This window comes from Thiobacillus sp. (assembly GCF_018780105.1).
Lineage (GTDB): Bacteria > Pseudomonadota > Gammaproteobacteria > Burkholderiales > Thiobacillaceae > Thiobacillus.
Genome location: NZ_JADMKC010000007.1, coordinates 182,633 through 198,406 on the forward strand (window position 1 = coordinate 182,633; position 15,774 = coordinate 198,406).

Annotated in this window: 13 protein-coding genes; 7 read left to right on the top strand and 6 right to left on the bottom strand. The window is 64.5% G+C overall.

The window, feature by feature from the left end; genetic code table 11:
• Positions 1-28: 28 nt before the first annotated feature.
• Entirely contained in the window at positions 29-598 is a 570-nt protein-coding gene (locus tag IV098_RS07395; RefSeq protein WP_296887606.1) for an NADPH-dependent FMN reductase, read from the bottom strand.
• A 73-nt stretch (positions 599-671) separates the two neighbouring features.
• Here IV098_RS07395 and IV098_RS07400 point away from each other — a divergent pair, with 73 nt between their 5' ends.
• The 5 genes from IV098_RS07400 to IV098_RS07420 all read left to right on the top strand — a co-directional run bounded on the left by IV098_RS07400 (position 672) and on the right by IV098_RS07420 (position 8,744).
• Positions 672-1,070, top strand: a complete 399-nt coding sequence (locus IV098_RS07400; protein WP_296887608.1) for an RNA-binding S4 domain-containing protein — start codon at positions 672-674, stop codon at positions 1,068-1,070.
• Positions 1,071-1,148: 78 nt separating this feature from the next.
• A complete protein-coding gene (locus tag IV098_RS07405) occupies positions 1,149-4,973 on the top strand; it encodes a YhdP family protein (protein WP_296887610.1) in 3,825 nt (1,274 codons plus the stop codon).
• Between the two features lie 15 nt (positions 4,974-4,988).
• Entirely contained in the window at positions 4,989-5,996 is a 1,008-nt protein-coding gene (locus tag IV098_RS07410) for a carbon-nitrogen hydrolase family protein (protein ID WP_296887612.1), read from the top strand.
• A 15-nt stretch (positions 5,997-6,011) separates the two neighbouring features.
• On the top strand, positions 6,012-7,484 hold the full coding sequence (tldD, locus tag IV098_RS07415; protein WP_296887614.1) for a metalloprotease TldD: 1,473 nt from the start codon (positions 6,012-6,014) through the stop codon (positions 7,482-7,484).
• A gap of 111 nt (positions 7,485-7,595) precedes the next feature.
• Positions 7,596-8,744, top strand: coding sequence for an HPP family protein (locus IV098_RS07420; protein ID WP_296887616.1), 1,149 nt, complete (start codon positions 7,596-7,598; stop codon positions 8,742-8,744).
• A 391-nt stretch (positions 8,745-9,135) separates the two neighbouring features.
• On the opposite strand, the gene IV098_RS07425 is transcribed toward IV098_RS07420, so the two are convergent.
• From IV098_RS07425 to IV098_RS07445, 5 genes are all read right to left on the bottom strand, one after another.
• Positions 9,136-9,879 carry a class I SAM-dependent methyltransferase gene (locus IV098_RS07425; protein WP_296887617.1) on the bottom strand — a complete coding sequence of 248 codons (744 nt, stop codon included), beginning with the start codon at positions 9,877-9,879 and terminating at the stop codon, positions 9,136-9,138.
• Positions 9,876-10,955 carry a bifunctional diaminohydroxyphosphoribosylaminopyrimidine deaminase/5-amino-6-(5-phosphoribosylamino)uracil reductase RibD gene (gene ribD / locus IV098_RS07430; RefSeq protein ID WP_296887618.1) on the bottom strand — a complete coding sequence of 360 codons (1,080 nt, stop codon included), beginning with the start codon at positions 10,953-10,955 and terminating at the stop codon, positions 9,876-9,878. The genes IV098_RS07425 and ribD overlap by 4 nt, the downstream gene beginning before the upstream one ends.
• Before the next feature lie 184 nt (positions 10,956-11,139).
• Complete coding sequence (nrdR, locus tag IV098_RS07435) at positions 11,140-11,622, bottom strand: transcriptional regulator NrdR (protein WP_296887620.1); 483 nt, start codon at positions 11,620-11,622, stop codon at positions 11,140-11,142.
• 91 nt (positions 11,623-11,713) lie between these two features.
• Complete coding sequence (gene glyA / locus IV098_RS07440; protein WP_296887622.1) at positions 11,714-12,955, bottom strand: serine hydroxymethyltransferase; 1,242 nt, start codon at positions 12,953-12,955, stop codon at positions 11,714-11,716.
• A 65-nt stretch (positions 12,956-13,020) separates the two neighbouring features.
• Positions 13,021-13,833 carry a potassium channel family protein gene (locus tag IV098_RS07445; protein WP_296887624.1) on the bottom strand — a complete coding sequence of 271 codons (813 nt, stop codon included), beginning with the start codon at positions 13,831-13,833 and terminating at the stop codon, positions 13,021-13,023.
• 87 nt (positions 13,834-13,920) lie between these two features.
• Here IV098_RS07445 and IV098_RS07450 point away from each other — a divergent pair, with 87 nt between their 5' ends.
• A complete protein-coding gene (locus IV098_RS07450; protein ID WP_296887626.1) occupies positions 13,921-15,009 on the top strand; it encodes a TRAP transporter substrate-binding protein in 1,089 nt (362 codons plus the stop codon).
• 2 nt (positions 15,010-15,011) lie between these two features.
• The gene (coq7, locus tag IV098_RS07455; protein ID WP_296887628.1) at positions 15,012-15,638 is read left to right on the top strand and encodes a 2-polyprenyl-3-methyl-6-methoxy-1,4-benzoquinone monooxygenase; all 627 of its coding nucleotides are present in this window, start codon (positions 15,012-15,014) and stop codon (positions 15,636-15,638) included.
• Positions 15,639-15,774 lie beyond the last annotated feature (136 nt).

Consider the following 15,774-nt stretch of genomic DNA (forward strand, 5'->3'; position numbering starts at 1 on the left):
TGTCCCCGGTCTGCTGGGGGCGGGTCGCTTACGCCCGGTTCAGGGCGCGGGTGTGATTGACCAGTTCCAGCACCAGCGCATGCAGGCGCGCGGGGGATTTCAGCGCGCCGTTTTCCGGGTCGAAGGCGTGATCGGCCTGCGCCAGCGAAAACTGGCCAGGCAGGACCAGCACGCCGAGGGTGTTCAGGATCTGGCGCAGGTGCGGCAGCATGCGCATGCCGCCCAGGCTGCCGGGGGAGGCCGCGAGGATGGCGGCGACCTTGTTCTGATAAGGCACCAGCCCGGATTCGCCCTGCCATTCGCGCGAGACCCAGTCGAGGCTGTTTTTCAGCAGCGGCGGAATCGAGCTGTTGTATTCCGGGCTGGCGATCAGCAGGGCATCGTGTTCCTTGAACAGGGCTTTCAGGCGCAGCGCGTTGTCGGGCAGGCCGTCGCGGTCTTCCAGGTCACCGTTGTAGAGCGGCAGCGGATAGTCGGCAAGGTCGATCAAGGTGACTTCGCCGCCTGCGGCGCGGGTGGCGTCGACGGCTGTCTTGATGAGTTTGCGATTCCAGGAATCGCGGCGGATGCTGCCGGAGAAGGCGAGAATTTTGGGCATGAGGTAGGTTTGCGCGAAATGGAAAATTATATCGAAGCCGGCGCCGCTTGCCGTGCGCGGCAGGCGGGGCGGGATGAATTCTGACCAGCAGCCGGCCGAAAAAATCCGGCTCGACAAATGGCTGTGGGCGGCACGCTTTTTCAAGACGCGCAGCCTCGCCACCCAGGCGGTCGACAACGGCCGGGTCAAGCTCAATGGCGCGCGCGTCAAACCGGCACACGAAATCAAAACGGGCGACCGGCTAGACATCCATGCGGGCGAGGCCGACTGGAAGCTGACGGTGCGTGGCCTGTCGACGCAGCGCGGCCCGGCGCCGGTGGCGCAGGCGCTGTACGAGGAAGACCCCGCCAGCCTGGCGCGCCGCCAGCAGCAGCTCAGCGATCGCAAGTTGCTGGACACGCCGGGGGCGGCCCTGCGCGGGCGTCCCACCAAACGTGACCGGCGGCAGATCCATCGTTTTACCGATGCGTGATGCACACGAATATAGCTGGGACGCGCGCCCTAAAGGGGGCCGTAAACGCATAAAATCGATAGGGTTCAAGCCCCTTTCATGATTGTTTCTTCTGTGTTTTCCCGATTTTTGCGCCGCGCCGCACGCTGGCTGGCCGTTTTGACGGCGCTTGCCGCGCTGGGCTTTGCGGCCGCTGCCGCATGGATGTTCTTCTGGGTGCTGCCCAATATCGCCGATCACCGTGACACGGTGGCGCAGCTGATGTCGCGCGCGCTCGGTCAGCGGGTGACGCTGCAGGCGGTGTCGGGCGTGTGGCAGCAAACGCGGCCGGAGTTCCATTTGCAGGGCGTTCGCCTGTACGACCGGCAGAATCGCCCGGCGCTGTATTTGCCCGACCTGCAGGCGCAGTTTGCCTGGCGTTCGCTGCTGGTGCTGGAACCGCGCTTCAGCAAGATCGAATTGCAGGGCCTGACGCTCGACGTGCGGCGCGCGCGCGACGGCCATTATTACGTCGGCGGCATCCCCATCAATCCAGCCGCGCCCGATAGCGGCTTCACCGACTGGCTGTTGCGCCAGGGCCAGGTGCATGTCAGCCAGGCCACCCTGACCTGGCGGGACGAGGTGCGTGCCGCCGCGCCGCTGGTGCTCACGGCCGTGGACTTTACGCTCAGCAGGCGTCTGCGTACCCATCAACTGGACCTGCGCGCCACGCCGCCCGCCAGCCTGGCGCGGCCGCTCGCCATCACTGCGGAGATGCGCGCGCGCAAGCTGGATGACATCCGGACCTGGAATGGCCGGATCGAGGCGGAGGTGTCGGGCGTGTCATTTGCAGAGCTGGCACGCTGGCTGTCCCTGCCTGTGCAACCGCAGCAGGGGCAGGGCGCGCTGCGGGTGCGCTTCGATGTGGTCCAAGGCGCGCTGAGCGCGGTCACCGCCGGGGTCGATCTGCGCCGGATCGAAACGACCCTTGGGGAAGGCTTGCCGGCCTTGCAACTGGCGCAGGTGCGCGGGCAGGCGCAGTGGCAGCGCCAGGCCGGCGGCCAGCAGGTGCGCTTCGACAATCTGCGCGTGGCCTTGCCGGGCGGCGCGCTGGGCGAGCCGATGAGTGTTGGCTTGGCGTGGAGCGGCGCGGCGCGCGAATTCTCCGCGCAGGCCGTGCGGCTGAGCGGCTGGCAGCCGATGTTGCCGAGCCTGCCGATGGACGCCGCGCTGCGCCAGCGGCTGCAAGGCCTGCACGCGCAGGGCGTGGTGGAGGATATGCGCCTGCGCTGGAAGGGCGCCCAGCCGGGGTTGGACAACTTCTCCCTGACGGCCCGTTTTCGCGGACTGGGTGTGGCGGCGTCGGGACAGCAGCCGGGCGTGCTCAACCTGAGCGGGCGCATCGAGGGCAATGCGCAGGCAGGCCGCTTCGAAATCGACGCGCCCAAGCTGGCGATCGATCTGCCGATGCTGTTTCGCGAGTCGCGGATCGGGTTCGATCAGTTCACCGCGCGCGGCGGCTGGAAGAAAACGGCGCGCGGGCGTTTGCTGGTGCTGGACGCTCTGGCGTTTGCCAATGCCGATGCCGCGGGAACGGCCAGCGGGCAGTACGAGCTGATTGCCGGTCAACCCGGCGTGATCGATCTGGGCGCGCATCTCACCCGCGCCGACGGCCGTGCGGTGTACCGCTATTTGCCCAACATGATCGGCGACGACACCGTCGACTGGGTCAAGGCCGCCGTTGTCACAGGGGGCTCGAACGATGTGCGGCTGGTGCTCAAAGGCGATCTGGCGAAATTTCCCTTCGAGCACGGCGAAGGCGCGTTCAGCGTGGACTCGCAGATCCAGGGGGCGGTGATCGACTATGCGCCCGGTTGGCCGCGCATCGAAGGCATCCAGGCGCGCATGCTGTTCAAGGGCAAGACAATGGAGGTCACCAGCAGCCAGGCACGCATCTATAACGTGGCGCTGGCGCCGGTGCGGGCGTTCATTCCGGACTTGCTGCTGCTCGATAACCTGTTGTTGATCGAGGGCGTGGCGCGCGGTCCGGCGCAGGATTTCGTGCGCTATGCCAATGCCAGTCCAGTTGGCGATCACTTGCGCGGTTTCATGAAGACGCTCGATGCCAAGGGCACGATGCAACTGGGCCTGAAAATGCAGATTCCCATGCGCCACAGCGACGACACCACCCTCTCGGGCAAGCTGAGCCTGCGCGACAACAGCCTGATGTGGAGCGGCCTGCCGCCTGTCGAGCGGGCACGCGGCGATATCGATTTCACCGAGAAAAGCCTGGGTGCAAAAAACATCGGCGCGCAGTTTCTGGGAGGGCGCTTGCGGGTCGACGCCGTCACCCGCCCGGGACAGGGGCAGGCCCCGGCGCAGGTGCAGATTCTGGCGCAGGGGCAAGCAAGCGTCGACGCGGCGGCGAACTGGCTTAAAGCGGACCTGGCTAAATATCTGGCCGGACAGACGGCTTGGCGCGGCCAGATCGATCTGCTGCCCGAAGGTGAACGCGTCCGCATCGAGTCCGATTTGCTGGGGCTGCAGTCGCGCCTGCCGGCACCGCTGGCCAAGCCCGCCGCCCAGCCCCTGCCTTTGCTGATCAGCATGCAGCCGCAAGGCGCCGAGAAACAGGTTGAGGTGCGCGTGGGACAAACCGTCGGCGCGGTCTGGCGCAGCACGGCCGACGGCCGTCTGGCCCGCGGCGAGCTTCGCTTTGGCGGCGCCCCGGTCTTGCCGGCGGCGTCCGGCTTGCGCCTGGCCGGCAGCGGGCGCGGCCTGGATGTCAGCGGCTGGCTGGCCTTGCTGCCGGATACGCAAGGCGGCGAGGCGTTGCCGCTGTCGGCGCTGGATTTGCGATTCGATTCGCTGGACCTGCTGGGGCGGCGTTTTCAGGATATCCGCTTGCTGGGCGCCAACCGCAACGGCCTGTTCCGTACGCAGGTGAGCGGTCGCGGCGTGAACGGGGTGCTGAACTATCGTCCGGCAGGCGAACTCACGGCCCGCGTATCGGCGCAGTTCAGGCAGTTGACCATTCCGGATGCGGGCGCGGGGCCGGTTGCCACCACGCCGGGCGCCGAGGCGGATGCGATGACGATGACGGCGGCTGAATTTCCGCAGCTGGAAGTGACGGTCGAGGACTTCCGCTTGCAGGCACGTCCCCTGGGCCGGCTGGAGGTGTTGGCGCATGGCACGCCGCAGGGCCTGCTGATCGACAACCTGCAGCTGACGCATGCCGACAGCGTGTTTCGCATGAACGGCCTGTGGCATGAACAGGGCATCAGCGAGACGCGGGCCGAGCTGAATTTGCAGGTGCTGGATGCGGGCAAGTTCCTCACCCGATTCGGTTACGAGGACGCGCTCAAGCGCGGCAGTGCCAAGATCGCCGGCAATGTGAGCTGGGCCGGATCGCCTGCCGACTTCAGTCTGGGCACGCTCGCCGGCCAGCTGGATTTCTCGGCCAGGGAGGGGCAATTCCTGAATATCAATCCCGGTGCGGGCAAGCTGCTCGGCGTGTTGAGCCTGCAATCCCTGCCGCGCCGGTTGAGCCTGGATTTCCGTGATATCTTCACCAAGGGCTTTGCCTTCGACGATATGCATGCCGCGCTGCGCATTGCGCGGGGTGTGGTTTACAGCGATGATTTCAAGATGCGCGGTCCGGCCGCCACGGTCCACATGTCGGGGCTGGCCGACCTGAATCAGGAGTCGGTGCAGCTGCGCCTGAAAGTGGTCCCGAAATTATCCGAAGGCGTGGCGGTGGCCGGCGCACTGATCGGCGGGCCGCTGGTCGGCGTCGGCGTACTGGCCGCGCAGAAGCTGATGCGCGATCCGATCGAAGAAGCCAGCAGCCGGAGTTTCATGGTGACGGGACCATGGCTGGCGCCCGAAGTCACCCGTATAGTGAACCCTCAGCCCAAACCGGATGCCCAGGCAAACGAACCTTGATTGTGGAACTTGATCATGACGACAAAAAAAATCACCCAAGCTGTCCCCGCTAAATCCAGCCCAGCCAAATCCAGTACGGCCAAACCGGGCCCGGGCAAATCCAGCGTGGCGCGCCCCAAAGGCGCCCAGGTCAAAAAATCGGCGCCGCAGGCCGACACGGTGCGGGTGGCGGCCATTCAGATGGCGTCGGGCTCCAATGTATCGGCGAATCTGGCCGAGGCCGAACAGCTGATCGAGCTGGCCGTCGAGGCCGGCGCGCGTCTGGTCGCGCTGCCGGAGTTTTTCTGCATCATGGGCTTGAAGGACAGCGAAGTGGTGAAGGCACGCGAACCGGAAGGAAGCGGCCCGATCCAGTCGTTTCTGTCGCGCATGGCCAAAAAGCATCGCATCTGGCTGATCGGCGGCTCGGTGCCGCTCGAAGCCAGCGTGGCGAACAAGGTGCGCAACAGCTGCCTGGTGTACGACGAACGCGGCAAGCAGGTGGGGCGCTACGACAAGATCCATCTGTTCGGGCTCGACCTTGGCAACGAGCATTATCAGGAAGCCAAGCTGATCGAGCCGGGCGATTCGGTGGTGGTGATCAACAGCCCGTTCGGTCGCATCGGCCTGTCGATCTGTTACGACCTGCGCTTTCCCGAGCTCTACCGCGCGATGCCCGAGGTCGATCTGATCGTGGTGCCGTCGGCGTTCACGGCCACCACCGGCCGCGCCCATTTCGAGGCCCTGATCCGCGCACGCGCCATCGAGAATCTGGCCTATGTGATCGCGCCGGCGCAGGGCGGCTACCATCTGTCCGGCCGCGAAACCCACGGTGACAGCATGATCGTCGATCCCTGGGGCGTGGTGCTCGACCGCCTGCCGCGCGGCTCCGGCGTCGTTATCGCCAACATCAACCCGGCTTACCAGGCCAGCCTGCGCAACAGCTTGCCGGCGCTGAAACACCGTTTCATCAAGTGCGAGCAGATCGGCACCAGCGTGGCCGAGCGACGTGTTGCCGCGTCGCGCGAGAAGGCCACCAAATAATCCAGGACATCCCCCATGAATCCCATTGACGCCTTCGTTCCGATCCAGACCGCCGAGCAACTGTTCCAGTCCGCCGAGGCCACCTTGCTGAAACCCAACGGGCTCGACGCCGACAAGCTCGCGCCGGTGTTTTCGCGCCTGATGTCGCACGACGTCGACTATGCCGACCTCTACTTCCAGTATTCGCGTTCGGAAGGCTGGAGCCTCGAAGAAGGCCAGGTCAAATCGGGCAGCTTCAACATCGACCAGGGCGTCGGCGTGCGCGCGATCTCGGGCGAGAAAACCGCGTTCGCCTATTCCGACGACATCAGCCTCGACGCGCTCGGCGCCGCCGCCGATGCCACCCGCGCCATCGCCCGCGCCGGGCAGCAGCGGCAGACTGCGGTGGCGCGCCGCGGCGACAGCCGCCTGCTGTACAACGCGGTCGATCCTTTAGTGAGCCTCGCCGACGCCGACAAGGTCGCTCTGCTGGAACGGCTGGAGAAAAAGGCACGCGCCATGGACCCGCGCGTGATCCAGGTGATGGCGAGCCTCGCTTCCGAATACGAAGTGATTTTCGTCGCGCGCTCCGACGGCCATCTTGCCGCCGACGTGCGCCCGCTGGTGCGCCTGTCGCTGCAGGTGATTTCCGAGCAGGATGGCCGTCGCGAGCAAGGCAGCGGTGGTGGTGGCGGCCGTTTCGACTACAGCTATTTCACCGACGACATCCTCGACAAATACGCACGCCAGGCCGTGCATCAGGCCAGCGTCAACCTCGACGCGCGCCCCGCGCCCGCCGGCAGCATGACCGTCGTGCTCGGCTCCGGCTGGCCCGGCATCCTGCTGCACGAAGCGATCGGCCACGGCCTCGAAGGCGACTTCAACCGCAAGGGCAGCTCGGCCTTCTCCGGCCGGATTGGTGAGAGAGTGGCGGCCCCCGGTGTGACGGTGATCGACGACGGCACCATCCCGCTGCGCCGCGGCTCGCTCAACGTCGACGACGAAGGCAACCCGACCCAGCGCACCACGCTGATCGAAGACGGCATCCTCACCGGCTACATGCAGGACATGATGAACGCCCGCCTGATGGGCATGCCGGTCACCGGCAATGCAAGGCGCGAATCGTATGCCCACCTCACCATGCCGCGCATGACCAACACCCTGATGCTGAACGGCGACAAGAACCCGCACGAAATCATCGCCTCGGTGAAGAACGGCCTCTACGCCGTCAACTTCGGCGGCGGCCAGGTCGACATCACCAGCGGCAAATTCGTCTTCTCCGCCGCCGAGGCCTACATGATCGAAGACGGCAAGATCACCTACCCGGTCAAAGGCGCCACCCTGATCGGCAACGGCCCCGATGCGCTGACGCGCGTCTCCATGATCGGCAACGACATGGAAATGGATTCCGGTGTCGGCACCTGCGGCAAGGAAGGGCAGAGCGTGCCGGTCGGCGTGGGCCAGCCGACGCTGCGGATCGATGGGTTGACGGTGGGCGGGACGGCGTGAGCGGGACGGATTCAAGCACGCAGGGTTCACGGACTTGGGGCGCATCTTTAATCGTGATGCTTCCTGTCTGTTCATGGGCCGTTTGTTAGTGAAGCAGTTGAACATGTAGTCATGAGAAACCTCCTCTCCAGACTGTTCCCGCAGCAAGCCACTGTCTCGCATCGCGAGCGGGTGCTTTCGGGACTGGGAGGAATTCTTGCCATCTTTCTCACCACGCTGATTGCGCAGCGTTATATCGGCGGCGTCACGCTCCCTTTCATGCTGGCCTCCATGGGGGCTTCCACAGTGCTATTGCTGGGCGCACCGCATAGCCCCTTGTCTCAGCCTTGGGCTTTCGCTGGCGGGCATCTGGTTTCGTCGTTTGTCGGCATTAGCTGCGCGACGACTATTCCCAATGTCTATCTGGCGGCGGGCTTGGCTGTCGGCCTGTCCATCAGCGCCATGTATTACCTGCGCTGCCTGCACCCACCGGGTGGCGCAACTGCCTTGTTGACGGTTATCGGCGATCAGAAAATCCATATGCTGGGCTTTCATTTCATGCTGATGCCGGTTCTTGTGAATGTGGTGGTTCTGCTGGGGGTGGCGCTGATAATCAACAACCTCATTCCGGGGCGTCGCTATCCCGCCAACATCGTTCTCCACAGCAAGACGGAAGCGCACCATGGAGATGAAACCCCATCCCCGGTCAAGCTGAGCTTTGACCAGGAAGATCTGCGCACTGCCCTGCGTGAGATGGACGGTTACATTGACGTCAGCGGCGAAGACCTCACCCGCATCTATGGCCTCGCCACGTTACACGCCCACCAGCGTGGCTTTGGCGGCATGAGCCTGGGCGACATCATGACGCATGATGTCGTGACGACGAAGGCGGATACGGATCTGCGGGCGCTGTGGGCACAGATGAAAAAACACGGCATTCGCGGCGTGCCGGTCCTGGGTCAGGATGGCAGGGTGGTAGGGATGGTCACCATCGTGGATTTTCTCAATGCCGTGGACTGGCGTATTTGCGAGAGCTTCATTCACCGGCTGAAAGACGCCTTCAAACGCAAATCGCCATCCACTGCCGAGCGCATCATGAGTGCGCCGGTTATCACGGCTCGCGTCGATACCCCGCTTACCGAAGCCTTCCTGACTTTCTCGGAGCACGGGATCAATCATCTCCCCGTTATTGAAACTGACGGCCGCCTGATAGGTATCGTGACGCGGCTCGATCTGCTGTCTGCGCTTTACGGCGACCGGGTGGGTCAGCAGGCAAAGTGAGCCGTTTGTGTAGGGCGCGTCATCGAAGCGCATTGCATGCGCGAACAGCCCGTGCGGGTCGTCCCCCACCTCCATCGGCGCCACGGAGGCCACCCATTCGCCGAACCCGCGCGTGATCCAGGTGATGGCGAGCCTCGCCTCCGAATACGAAGTCATTTTCATCGCACGCTCCAACACCGTCTGGCAGCGGGTGTGCGTCCGCTGGCGCAGCTGCCGCAGCAAGTCGTCGCCGAACAGGACGATCGCCGCGAGCAGGGTGGCGGCACCTGTGGCAAGGAAGGCCAGCACGTAGGTTGGGCAGAATGAAATGAAGCCCAACGCAGGCCATCGCACATAGGCAGACAATCACTCATGCAATTGGGCTTTTCAGCCCAACCTACGTGCTCAGTTATCAGCGCCCGACGCGTAGGAATAGCGGCCAGCTCAGGCGCAAGGCGGCGTCCGGTGTCCCCCACAGCAGTCCGAGTTCGGCTGCCAGCGCCGGCAGCGGATCGTGACCCTGCGTGCCCTGATAACGCTTCACCGCCGACCAGGTCGAGAGATACGCGACAAGGCGTGGCAGGGTCCACTCGACCTTGATCGCGAAGTTGGGGGCAGCGATTTCCGCAAACGGAAACGGCAGGCTCTTGTAAGCGTCGTCGATCAGCGCGCGCTCGGGTGGCCAGTAGGGCCCGACGGTCTCGGCGTAGAAGCGCTGGAAGGGTGCATCGAGTTCGCCCGGCAGCACCATGCGGCCGTAACCCCATAACGCGATCACGCCGTTCCGCTTGAGCACCCGTTTCGCCTCGGCATGGAAGCGCGGCAGGTCGAACCAGTGCGCGGCCTGCGCGACGGTGACGAGATCGACGCTGGCATCGGCCAGCCCGCTCGCTTCGGCGGTCGCCACGCGGTAGTCGATGCGGGCGTGTGGTGCGGCGTGGCGTATCTGTTCGGCCGACGCGTCGGTGGCGACGATGCACTGGAAATGCGGCGCCAGACCGAGCGCCGCCTGGCCGCTGCCCGTGGCGCAGTCCCACGCCAGGTTGCGTTCAGCGCTGAGGCTGGCGAGCCAGGCATACAGCTCGGCAGGGTAGTCGGGGCGGAACGCGGCGTAGCGTTCGGAGGCGGTAGAAAAGTGGTCTTTGAAGTCGCTCATTGCGGCAGCAGCGTCAGGCGCAGGTCGTTGCCGACCGCACGCACGTCGCTCAAGCGGAAGCGGGCAGCCTCTGCCAGCGTCATCAAGGGTGGATGGTCGAACAGTCCGCGCGCGCTGTCGCCTGCAGCCATGGGGGCGAGGTAAGCCACCCACTCATCGATCAGACCTGCGGCGAGCAAGGCGCCGTTCAATCCGGCGCCCGCTTCGACGTGCAGTTCGTTGACGCCGCGTTGTGCCAGCAATGTCAGCAGAGCGGACAGATCGACGCGGCCGTCTGCTGCGGGCAACGCAACCACCTCTGCGCCGGCGTGTTCGAGCGCAGTGCGTGCAGCCGGATCGGCGTGATGACAGGCGATGAGCGCGGGCAGGATCGCTGCGTCCGCCGGCGTGCGTAGGGCGGAATCGACCACCACGCGCAGCGGCTGGCGGCCGATGTCGAAGTCGCGCACGTTCATGCGCGGATTGTCGGCCAGCACGGTGCCGCTGCCGGTGAGGATGGCGCAGGCGCGGGCACGCAGGCGTTGCACGTCGGCACGCGCGGCCGCGCCGGTAATCCATTGCGACTGGCCGTTGGCGAGGGCGGTCTTGCCGTCCAGCGTCGATGCGGTTTTCAGTCGCACCCACGGACGCTGCCGTGTCATGCGCGAAATGAAGCCGGGATTGAGCGCGCGCGCCTCGGCTTCCATCAATCCGACCTCGGCTTCGATGCCGGCCAGCGTCAGCATGTCGATGCCGCCGCCCGCAACCAGCGGGTTGGGATCGGTCATCGCCGCCACCACGCGCGCCACGCCGGCGCGGATGAGCGATTCGGCGCAGGGCGGGGTGCGGCCGTGATGGGAACAGGGTTCGAGTGTGACGTAGGCCGTTGCGCCGCGTGCGGCGTCGCCTGCCGCCTGGAGCGCATGTACTTCGGCATGCGGCGTGCCGGTGCGCTGATGCCAGCCCTCGCCGACGATTTTCCCATCCTTGACGATGACGCAGCCGACGCGCGGGTTGGGGCTGGTGGTGGCCAGCCCGTACGCGGCGAGTTGCAGCGCGCGCGCCATGTGGGCGTGGTCGGCAGCAGAGAAACGCATGGTTGGGAGTGGGCAGCAGCCAGAAACGGAATAGCCGGATTATCGACGCGCCGGATGAAAAAAGTCGAGCCGTCCGGACAGCGGTCGCGGATGGCTCGGGTGCCTGCTGTACAGGCCCGATCGCCGCCAAGCCCGATCGCGGCCATGCCTGATTGTCGCCTGGGTTGGGCGAGCCTGCGAGGGGTTATTCGAACAAGTCGCCCACACCGTGCGGTGGGCTGCGCTCCAGATCCTGCAGCATCTCGCGAAAGTCGTCCGGGTCCTGAAAGCTTTTGTAGACCGAGGCAAAGCGGATGTAGGCGATCTTGTCGAGCTTTTTGAGTTCCTGCATCACCAGTTCGCCGATTTCGCGCGCAGGCACTTCGCGCTCGCCCAGGGTCAGCAGGCGCTGGCGGATGCGATCGACGGCCGCATCGACCAGCTCGGTCGAAACCGGCCGCTTGTGCAGTGCGCGGCGAAAGCCTTCGCGCAGCTTGCCTTCGTCGAAGTCCGCCCGCATGCCGTTGCTCTTGACGATCTGCGGCGGCCGCAACTCGGCGGTTTCCCAGGTGGTAAAACGCTTGTCGCACTGCGCACAGCGGCGACGGCGACGGATTGCATCGCCCCCCTCGTTGACGCGGGAGTCAATGACCTGGGTATCGAGGGAACCGCAGAAAGGGCATTTCATTTTGGGGGGGCGGTGAGCAGTGAGCGGTGAGCGGTGAGCGGTGAGCGGGGTTAACCGTTCACCGCTTCCCGCTTACCGTTCACCCATAAATTCACCCATAAACCGGATACTTCGCCGTCAACTTCGCCACTTCGCCCTTGACGCGTGCGATCACGGCGGTGTCGTTTGGCGCGTCGAGGAGGTCGGCAATCAGGTTGGCGAGTTGTTCGGCTTCGAGTTCCTTGAAGCCGCGCGTGGTCATGGCCGGGGTGCCGATGCGGATGCCGCTGGTGACGAACGGCTTTTGCGGATCGTTCGGAATGGAGTTCTTGTTGACCGTGATGTGGGCGCTGCCGAGCAGGGCTTCGGCTTCCTTGCCGGTCAGGTTTTTGGCGCGCAGGTCGACCAGAAACACATGGCTCTCGGTACGGCCGGAAATGATGGCCAGCCCGCGCTCGATCAGCACCTTGCACATCACCAGCGCGTTGGCGGCGACCTGTTCCTGATAGTGCTTGAATTCCTTGGTCGATGCTTCCTTGAACGCGGTGGCCTTGCCGGCGATGACGTGCATCAGCGGGCCGCCCTGCAGGCCGGGGAAGATGGCGCTGTTGATCGCCTTCTCGTGCTCGGCCTTCATCAGGATGATGCCGCCGCGCGGGCCGCGCAGGGTTTTGTGGGTGGTCGAGGTGACGACGTCGGCGTGCGGCACCGGGTTGGGATAGACGCCCGCGGCGATCAGGCCGGCGTAGTGCGCCATGTCGACCATGAAGATCGCGCCGATTTCCTTGGCGATTTTCGCGAAGCGCTCGAAGTCGATGCGCAGCGCGTAGGCCGATGCGCCGGCGATGATGAGCTTGGGCTTGTGCTCGCGGGCCAGCGCTTCCATCTTGTCGTAATCGATGGCCTGTTCTTCGTTCAGGCCATACGCAACGACGTTGAACCACTTGCCCGACATGTTGAGCGCCATGCCGTGGGTGAGGTGGCCGCCTTCGGCGAGGCTCATGCCCATGATGGTGTCGCCGGGTTTGAGGAAGGCCATGAATACCGCCTGGTTGGCCTGCGAGCCGGAGTTCGGCTGCACGTTGGCAGCTTCGGCGCCGAACAGCGCCTTGACGCGGTCGATGGCCAGCTGCTCGACGATGTCGACGTATTCGCAGCCGCCGTAGTAGCGCTTGCCCGGATAACCTTCGGCGTACTTGTTGGTGAGCTGCGAGCCCTGCGCTTCCATCACCGCCGGGCTGGTGTAGTTTTCCGACGCGATCAGCTCGATGTGATCCTGCTGGCGTTTATCTTCTTGTTGAATCGCCGCCCACAGGTCGGGGTCGGTCTGGGAAAGGGGCAGAGGAGCAAACATGGCGGAGTCCGGAACGCGAAAACCGGCATTTTAGCAAAGCGCGTCGGAGAACGCGTGACAGCCGTTCAGCTGCCTGGTATTTCGTCAGCCTTCGACTTTGCGGGGGGCTGTTCCAAACGCTCGCGCAAGTAGGCAATCTCCTGGCGCAAAGCCTTCAGGTCATGATGCATTTCCAGCCGCATGCGCCGTTCTTCCTGCCCGACAAAAAAGGCGGCGAGCGAAGCGGTGACCAGCGACATCATGCCGTAGGTCAGCACGATGACCACGCTGGCAAACAGCCGGGCTGCATGGGTGGTGGGGGTGAGGTCGCCGTAACCCACCGTGAGCCCGCTGGTGAACGCCAACCAGACGCCGTCCCAATAGCTGTGCACGGTCGGTTCCATCCAGTAGAACCCTGCGCCGGATAACAGCATCAGGCCAAAACCGAGCACCAGGATATAGGGCGTTGAGCCGGGCGTGATCGAGCGCATCTGGTGCGCCAGTCGCGCGATCAGCAGTCCGGCGAGCGCAATGCGCAGCAGCCGCAACAGCGCTGATAATTCTCCGGGCAGGTGTGCAATCAGCAGCGACAAGGCGGTGGCGGCAATAATGGCGAGCGATAGCCAGTTGTGCAGCAGATAGCGCGTGCGCTGGGTGGTGACATTTAGCATCAGCAGCAGTTCGACCGAAAACGCCAGCAGCACTGCGCGATCCAGCATGCGGCCAAGCCATTGCAAATCCGGCTCGGCCGCCAGTTCGCCCAGATAAAACGCAGGCAGGGCCAGCAAGGTCACGATCAGCATGGGCCAATGCAGGCGCTTTTCCCACTGATAGGCGCGGGAATTGTCGTGGGGCGGCACGCCACCCAGTCCCAGGGCAAGTCGGATATTGAAAGGCATTCGGTATGGATCGTGAAGGTATCTTTATAATTCTAGACCTTTGCATCCTGTTCCCCAGTTTCCCTGTTAACCGTGACCGGAGTGTCCATGCGTTTCAATCGCCGTGATTTCCTGGCGGGCACCGCCGCCTTGCTGCCGCTGGGCACAGCACAGGCCGCGGTTGCTGAATCCGGCTCGCTACCGGCCGTTCGCTGGCGTCTGGCATCGAGCTTCCCCAAAAGCCTGGACACCATTTATGGCGCGGCCGAAACCCTGTCCAGGCGCGTGGCGGCCCTGACCGGGGGCAAGTTCCAGATTCGCGTGTTTGCGGGCGGCGATCTGGTGCCCGGCCTGCAGGTGCTCGACGCGGTGGGCAACGGCACCGCCGAATGTGGCCACTCGGCGGGCTATTACTACGTGGGCAAGAATCTGGCGCTGGCATTCGATACGGCCGTACCGTTCGGCCTCACGGCCCGTCAGCAGAATGCGTGGATGTACGCCGGCGGCGGCCTCGAACTGCTGCGCAAGCTGTACGCGAAATACGGCGTGCTGCAATTTCCCGGCGGCAACACCGGCACCCAGATGGGCGGCTGGTTTCGCAAGGAGATCAACTCGCTGGCCGACCTGCAGGGACTGAAAATGCGTATCCCGGGGCTAGGCGGCAAGGTCATGGCCCGCCTCGGCGCGGTGCCGCAAACCCTGCCCGGCGGCGACATTTATCCTGCGCTGGAGCGTGGCGCGCTTGACGCGGCGGAATGGGTGGGGCCGTACGACGACGAAAAGCTCGGCTTCCACAAAATCGCCAAGCACTACTACTATCCCGGCTGGTGGGAGGGCGGTCCGCAACTGAGTTTTTATGTGAACCAGACGGCGTGGCAGGCCTTGCCCGAGGCGTATCGCCAGGCCTTCGAAGTGGCCACTGCCGAGGCCAACCAGCTGATGCTGGCCCAGTACGATGCCAAAAACCCGCCCGCGCTGCTGCGGCTGGTGGGGCAGGGAGTCAAGCTGCACCCCTACCCCAAGGACGTGATGCTGGCTGCGCGCCGCGCCACCTTCGAGCTGTATGAGGAAGAAGCGAAAATCAATCCCGACTTCGCGGCCATCTACCGCCCATGGAAGAAATTCCGCGATACCGAGTTCCAGTGGTTCAAGGTCAACGAGGCGGCATACTCCAATTTCAACTATTACGTGAAATAGCCATGAATCCACTCGACCGTTTCATCACCACCTTCGACCTCGGACTGCGCACCGTCTTCGCCACGCCGCATGCCAGCCGGCCCTATCCTGCAGCCGCAGCGCCCGAAGCGGAAATGAGCGAAGCCGAAAAGGCCCACGCCGCCGCGCTCATGCGCGTCAATCACGTCGGTGAAGTCTGCGCCCAGGCGCTCTACGCCGGGCAGGCGCTCACCGCGAAAAATGAAAAAGTGCGCGGCGAACTCGAACAGGCCGCGCGCGAGGAAACCGACCACCTCGCCTGGTGCGAACAGCGCATCAACGAACTCGGAGGCCGCAAGAGCCTGCTCAACCCGCTGTGGTTCGGCGGCGCGTTTGGCATGGGCGTCGTCGCTGGCCTGCTGGGCGACAAATGGAACCTCGGTTTCCTGGCCGAAACCGAACGCCAGGTCGAGGCGCACCTCGACGGCCACCTGCAGCAGTTGCCGGAAGCCGACGCGAAGAGCCGTGCGGTTGTCGAGCAGATGAAGACCGACGAGATCAAGCACGCGCAGACCGCTGTCGACCACGGCGGCGCGCCGTTGCCGCTGCCGGTCAAACAAGCGATGCGTCTGGCGGCCAACGTGATGCGGCAGACGGCGAGCCGGATTTAGACGGATTGATGGTCGTTTCCGACCGCGTGGACAGTAAGGCACCTATTCTTGCGCATCGGCCTATGATCAGCCTGTGTTGTGTGTGCGGTTATCTATGCACAGACCAGCACTTCTGTAGCCGTTGCAAGGAGAATGA

Coding starts and splice junctions, on each gene's coding strand:
- IV098_RS07395 (WP_296887606.1), bottom strand. CDS start 598: ATGCCCAAAATTCTCGCCTTCTCCGGCAGCATCCGCCGCGATTCCTGG.
- IV098_RS07400 (WP_296887608.1), top strand. CDS start 672: ATGAATTCTGACCAGCAGCCGGCCGAAAAAATCCGGCTCGACAAATGG.
- IV098_RS07405 (WP_296887610.1), top strand. CDS start 1,149: ATGATTGTTTCTTCTGTGTTTTCCCGATTTTTGCGCCGCGCCGCACGC.
- IV098_RS07410 (WP_296887612.1), top strand. CDS start 4,989: ATGACGACAAAAAAAATCACCCAAGCTGTCCCCGCTAAATCCAGCCCA.
- tldD (WP_296887614.1), top strand. CDS start 6,012: ATGAATCCCATTGACGCCTTCGTTCCGATCCAGACCGCCGAGCAACTG.
- IV098_RS07420 (WP_296887616.1), top strand. CDS start 7,596: ATGAGAAACCTCCTCTCCAGACTGTTCCCGCAGCAAGCCACTGTCTCG.
- IV098_RS07425 (WP_296887617.1), bottom strand. CDS start 9,879: ATGAGCGACTTCAAAGACCACTTTTCTACCGCCTCCGAACGCTACGCC.
- ribD (WP_296887618.1), bottom strand. CDS start 10,955: ATGCGTTTCTCTGCTGCCGACCACGCCCACATGGCGCGCGCGCTGCAA.
- nrdR (WP_296887620.1), bottom strand. CDS start 11,622: ATGAAATGCCCTTTCTGCGGTTCCCTCGATACCCAGGTCATTGACTCC.
- glyA (WP_296887622.1), bottom strand. CDS start 12,955: ATGTTTGCTCCTCTGCCCCTTTCCCAGACCGACCCCGACCTGTGGGCG.
- IV098_RS07445 (WP_296887624.1), bottom strand. CDS start 13,833: ATGCCTTTCAATATCCGACTTGCCCTGGGACTGGGTGGCGTGCCGCCC.
- IV098_RS07450 (WP_296887626.1), top strand. CDS start 13,921: ATGCGTTTCAATCGCCGTGATTTCCTGGCGGGCACCGCCGCCTTGCTG.
- coq7 (WP_296887628.1), top strand. CDS start 15,012: ATGAATCCACTCGACCGTTTCATCACCACCTTCGACCTCGGACTGCGC.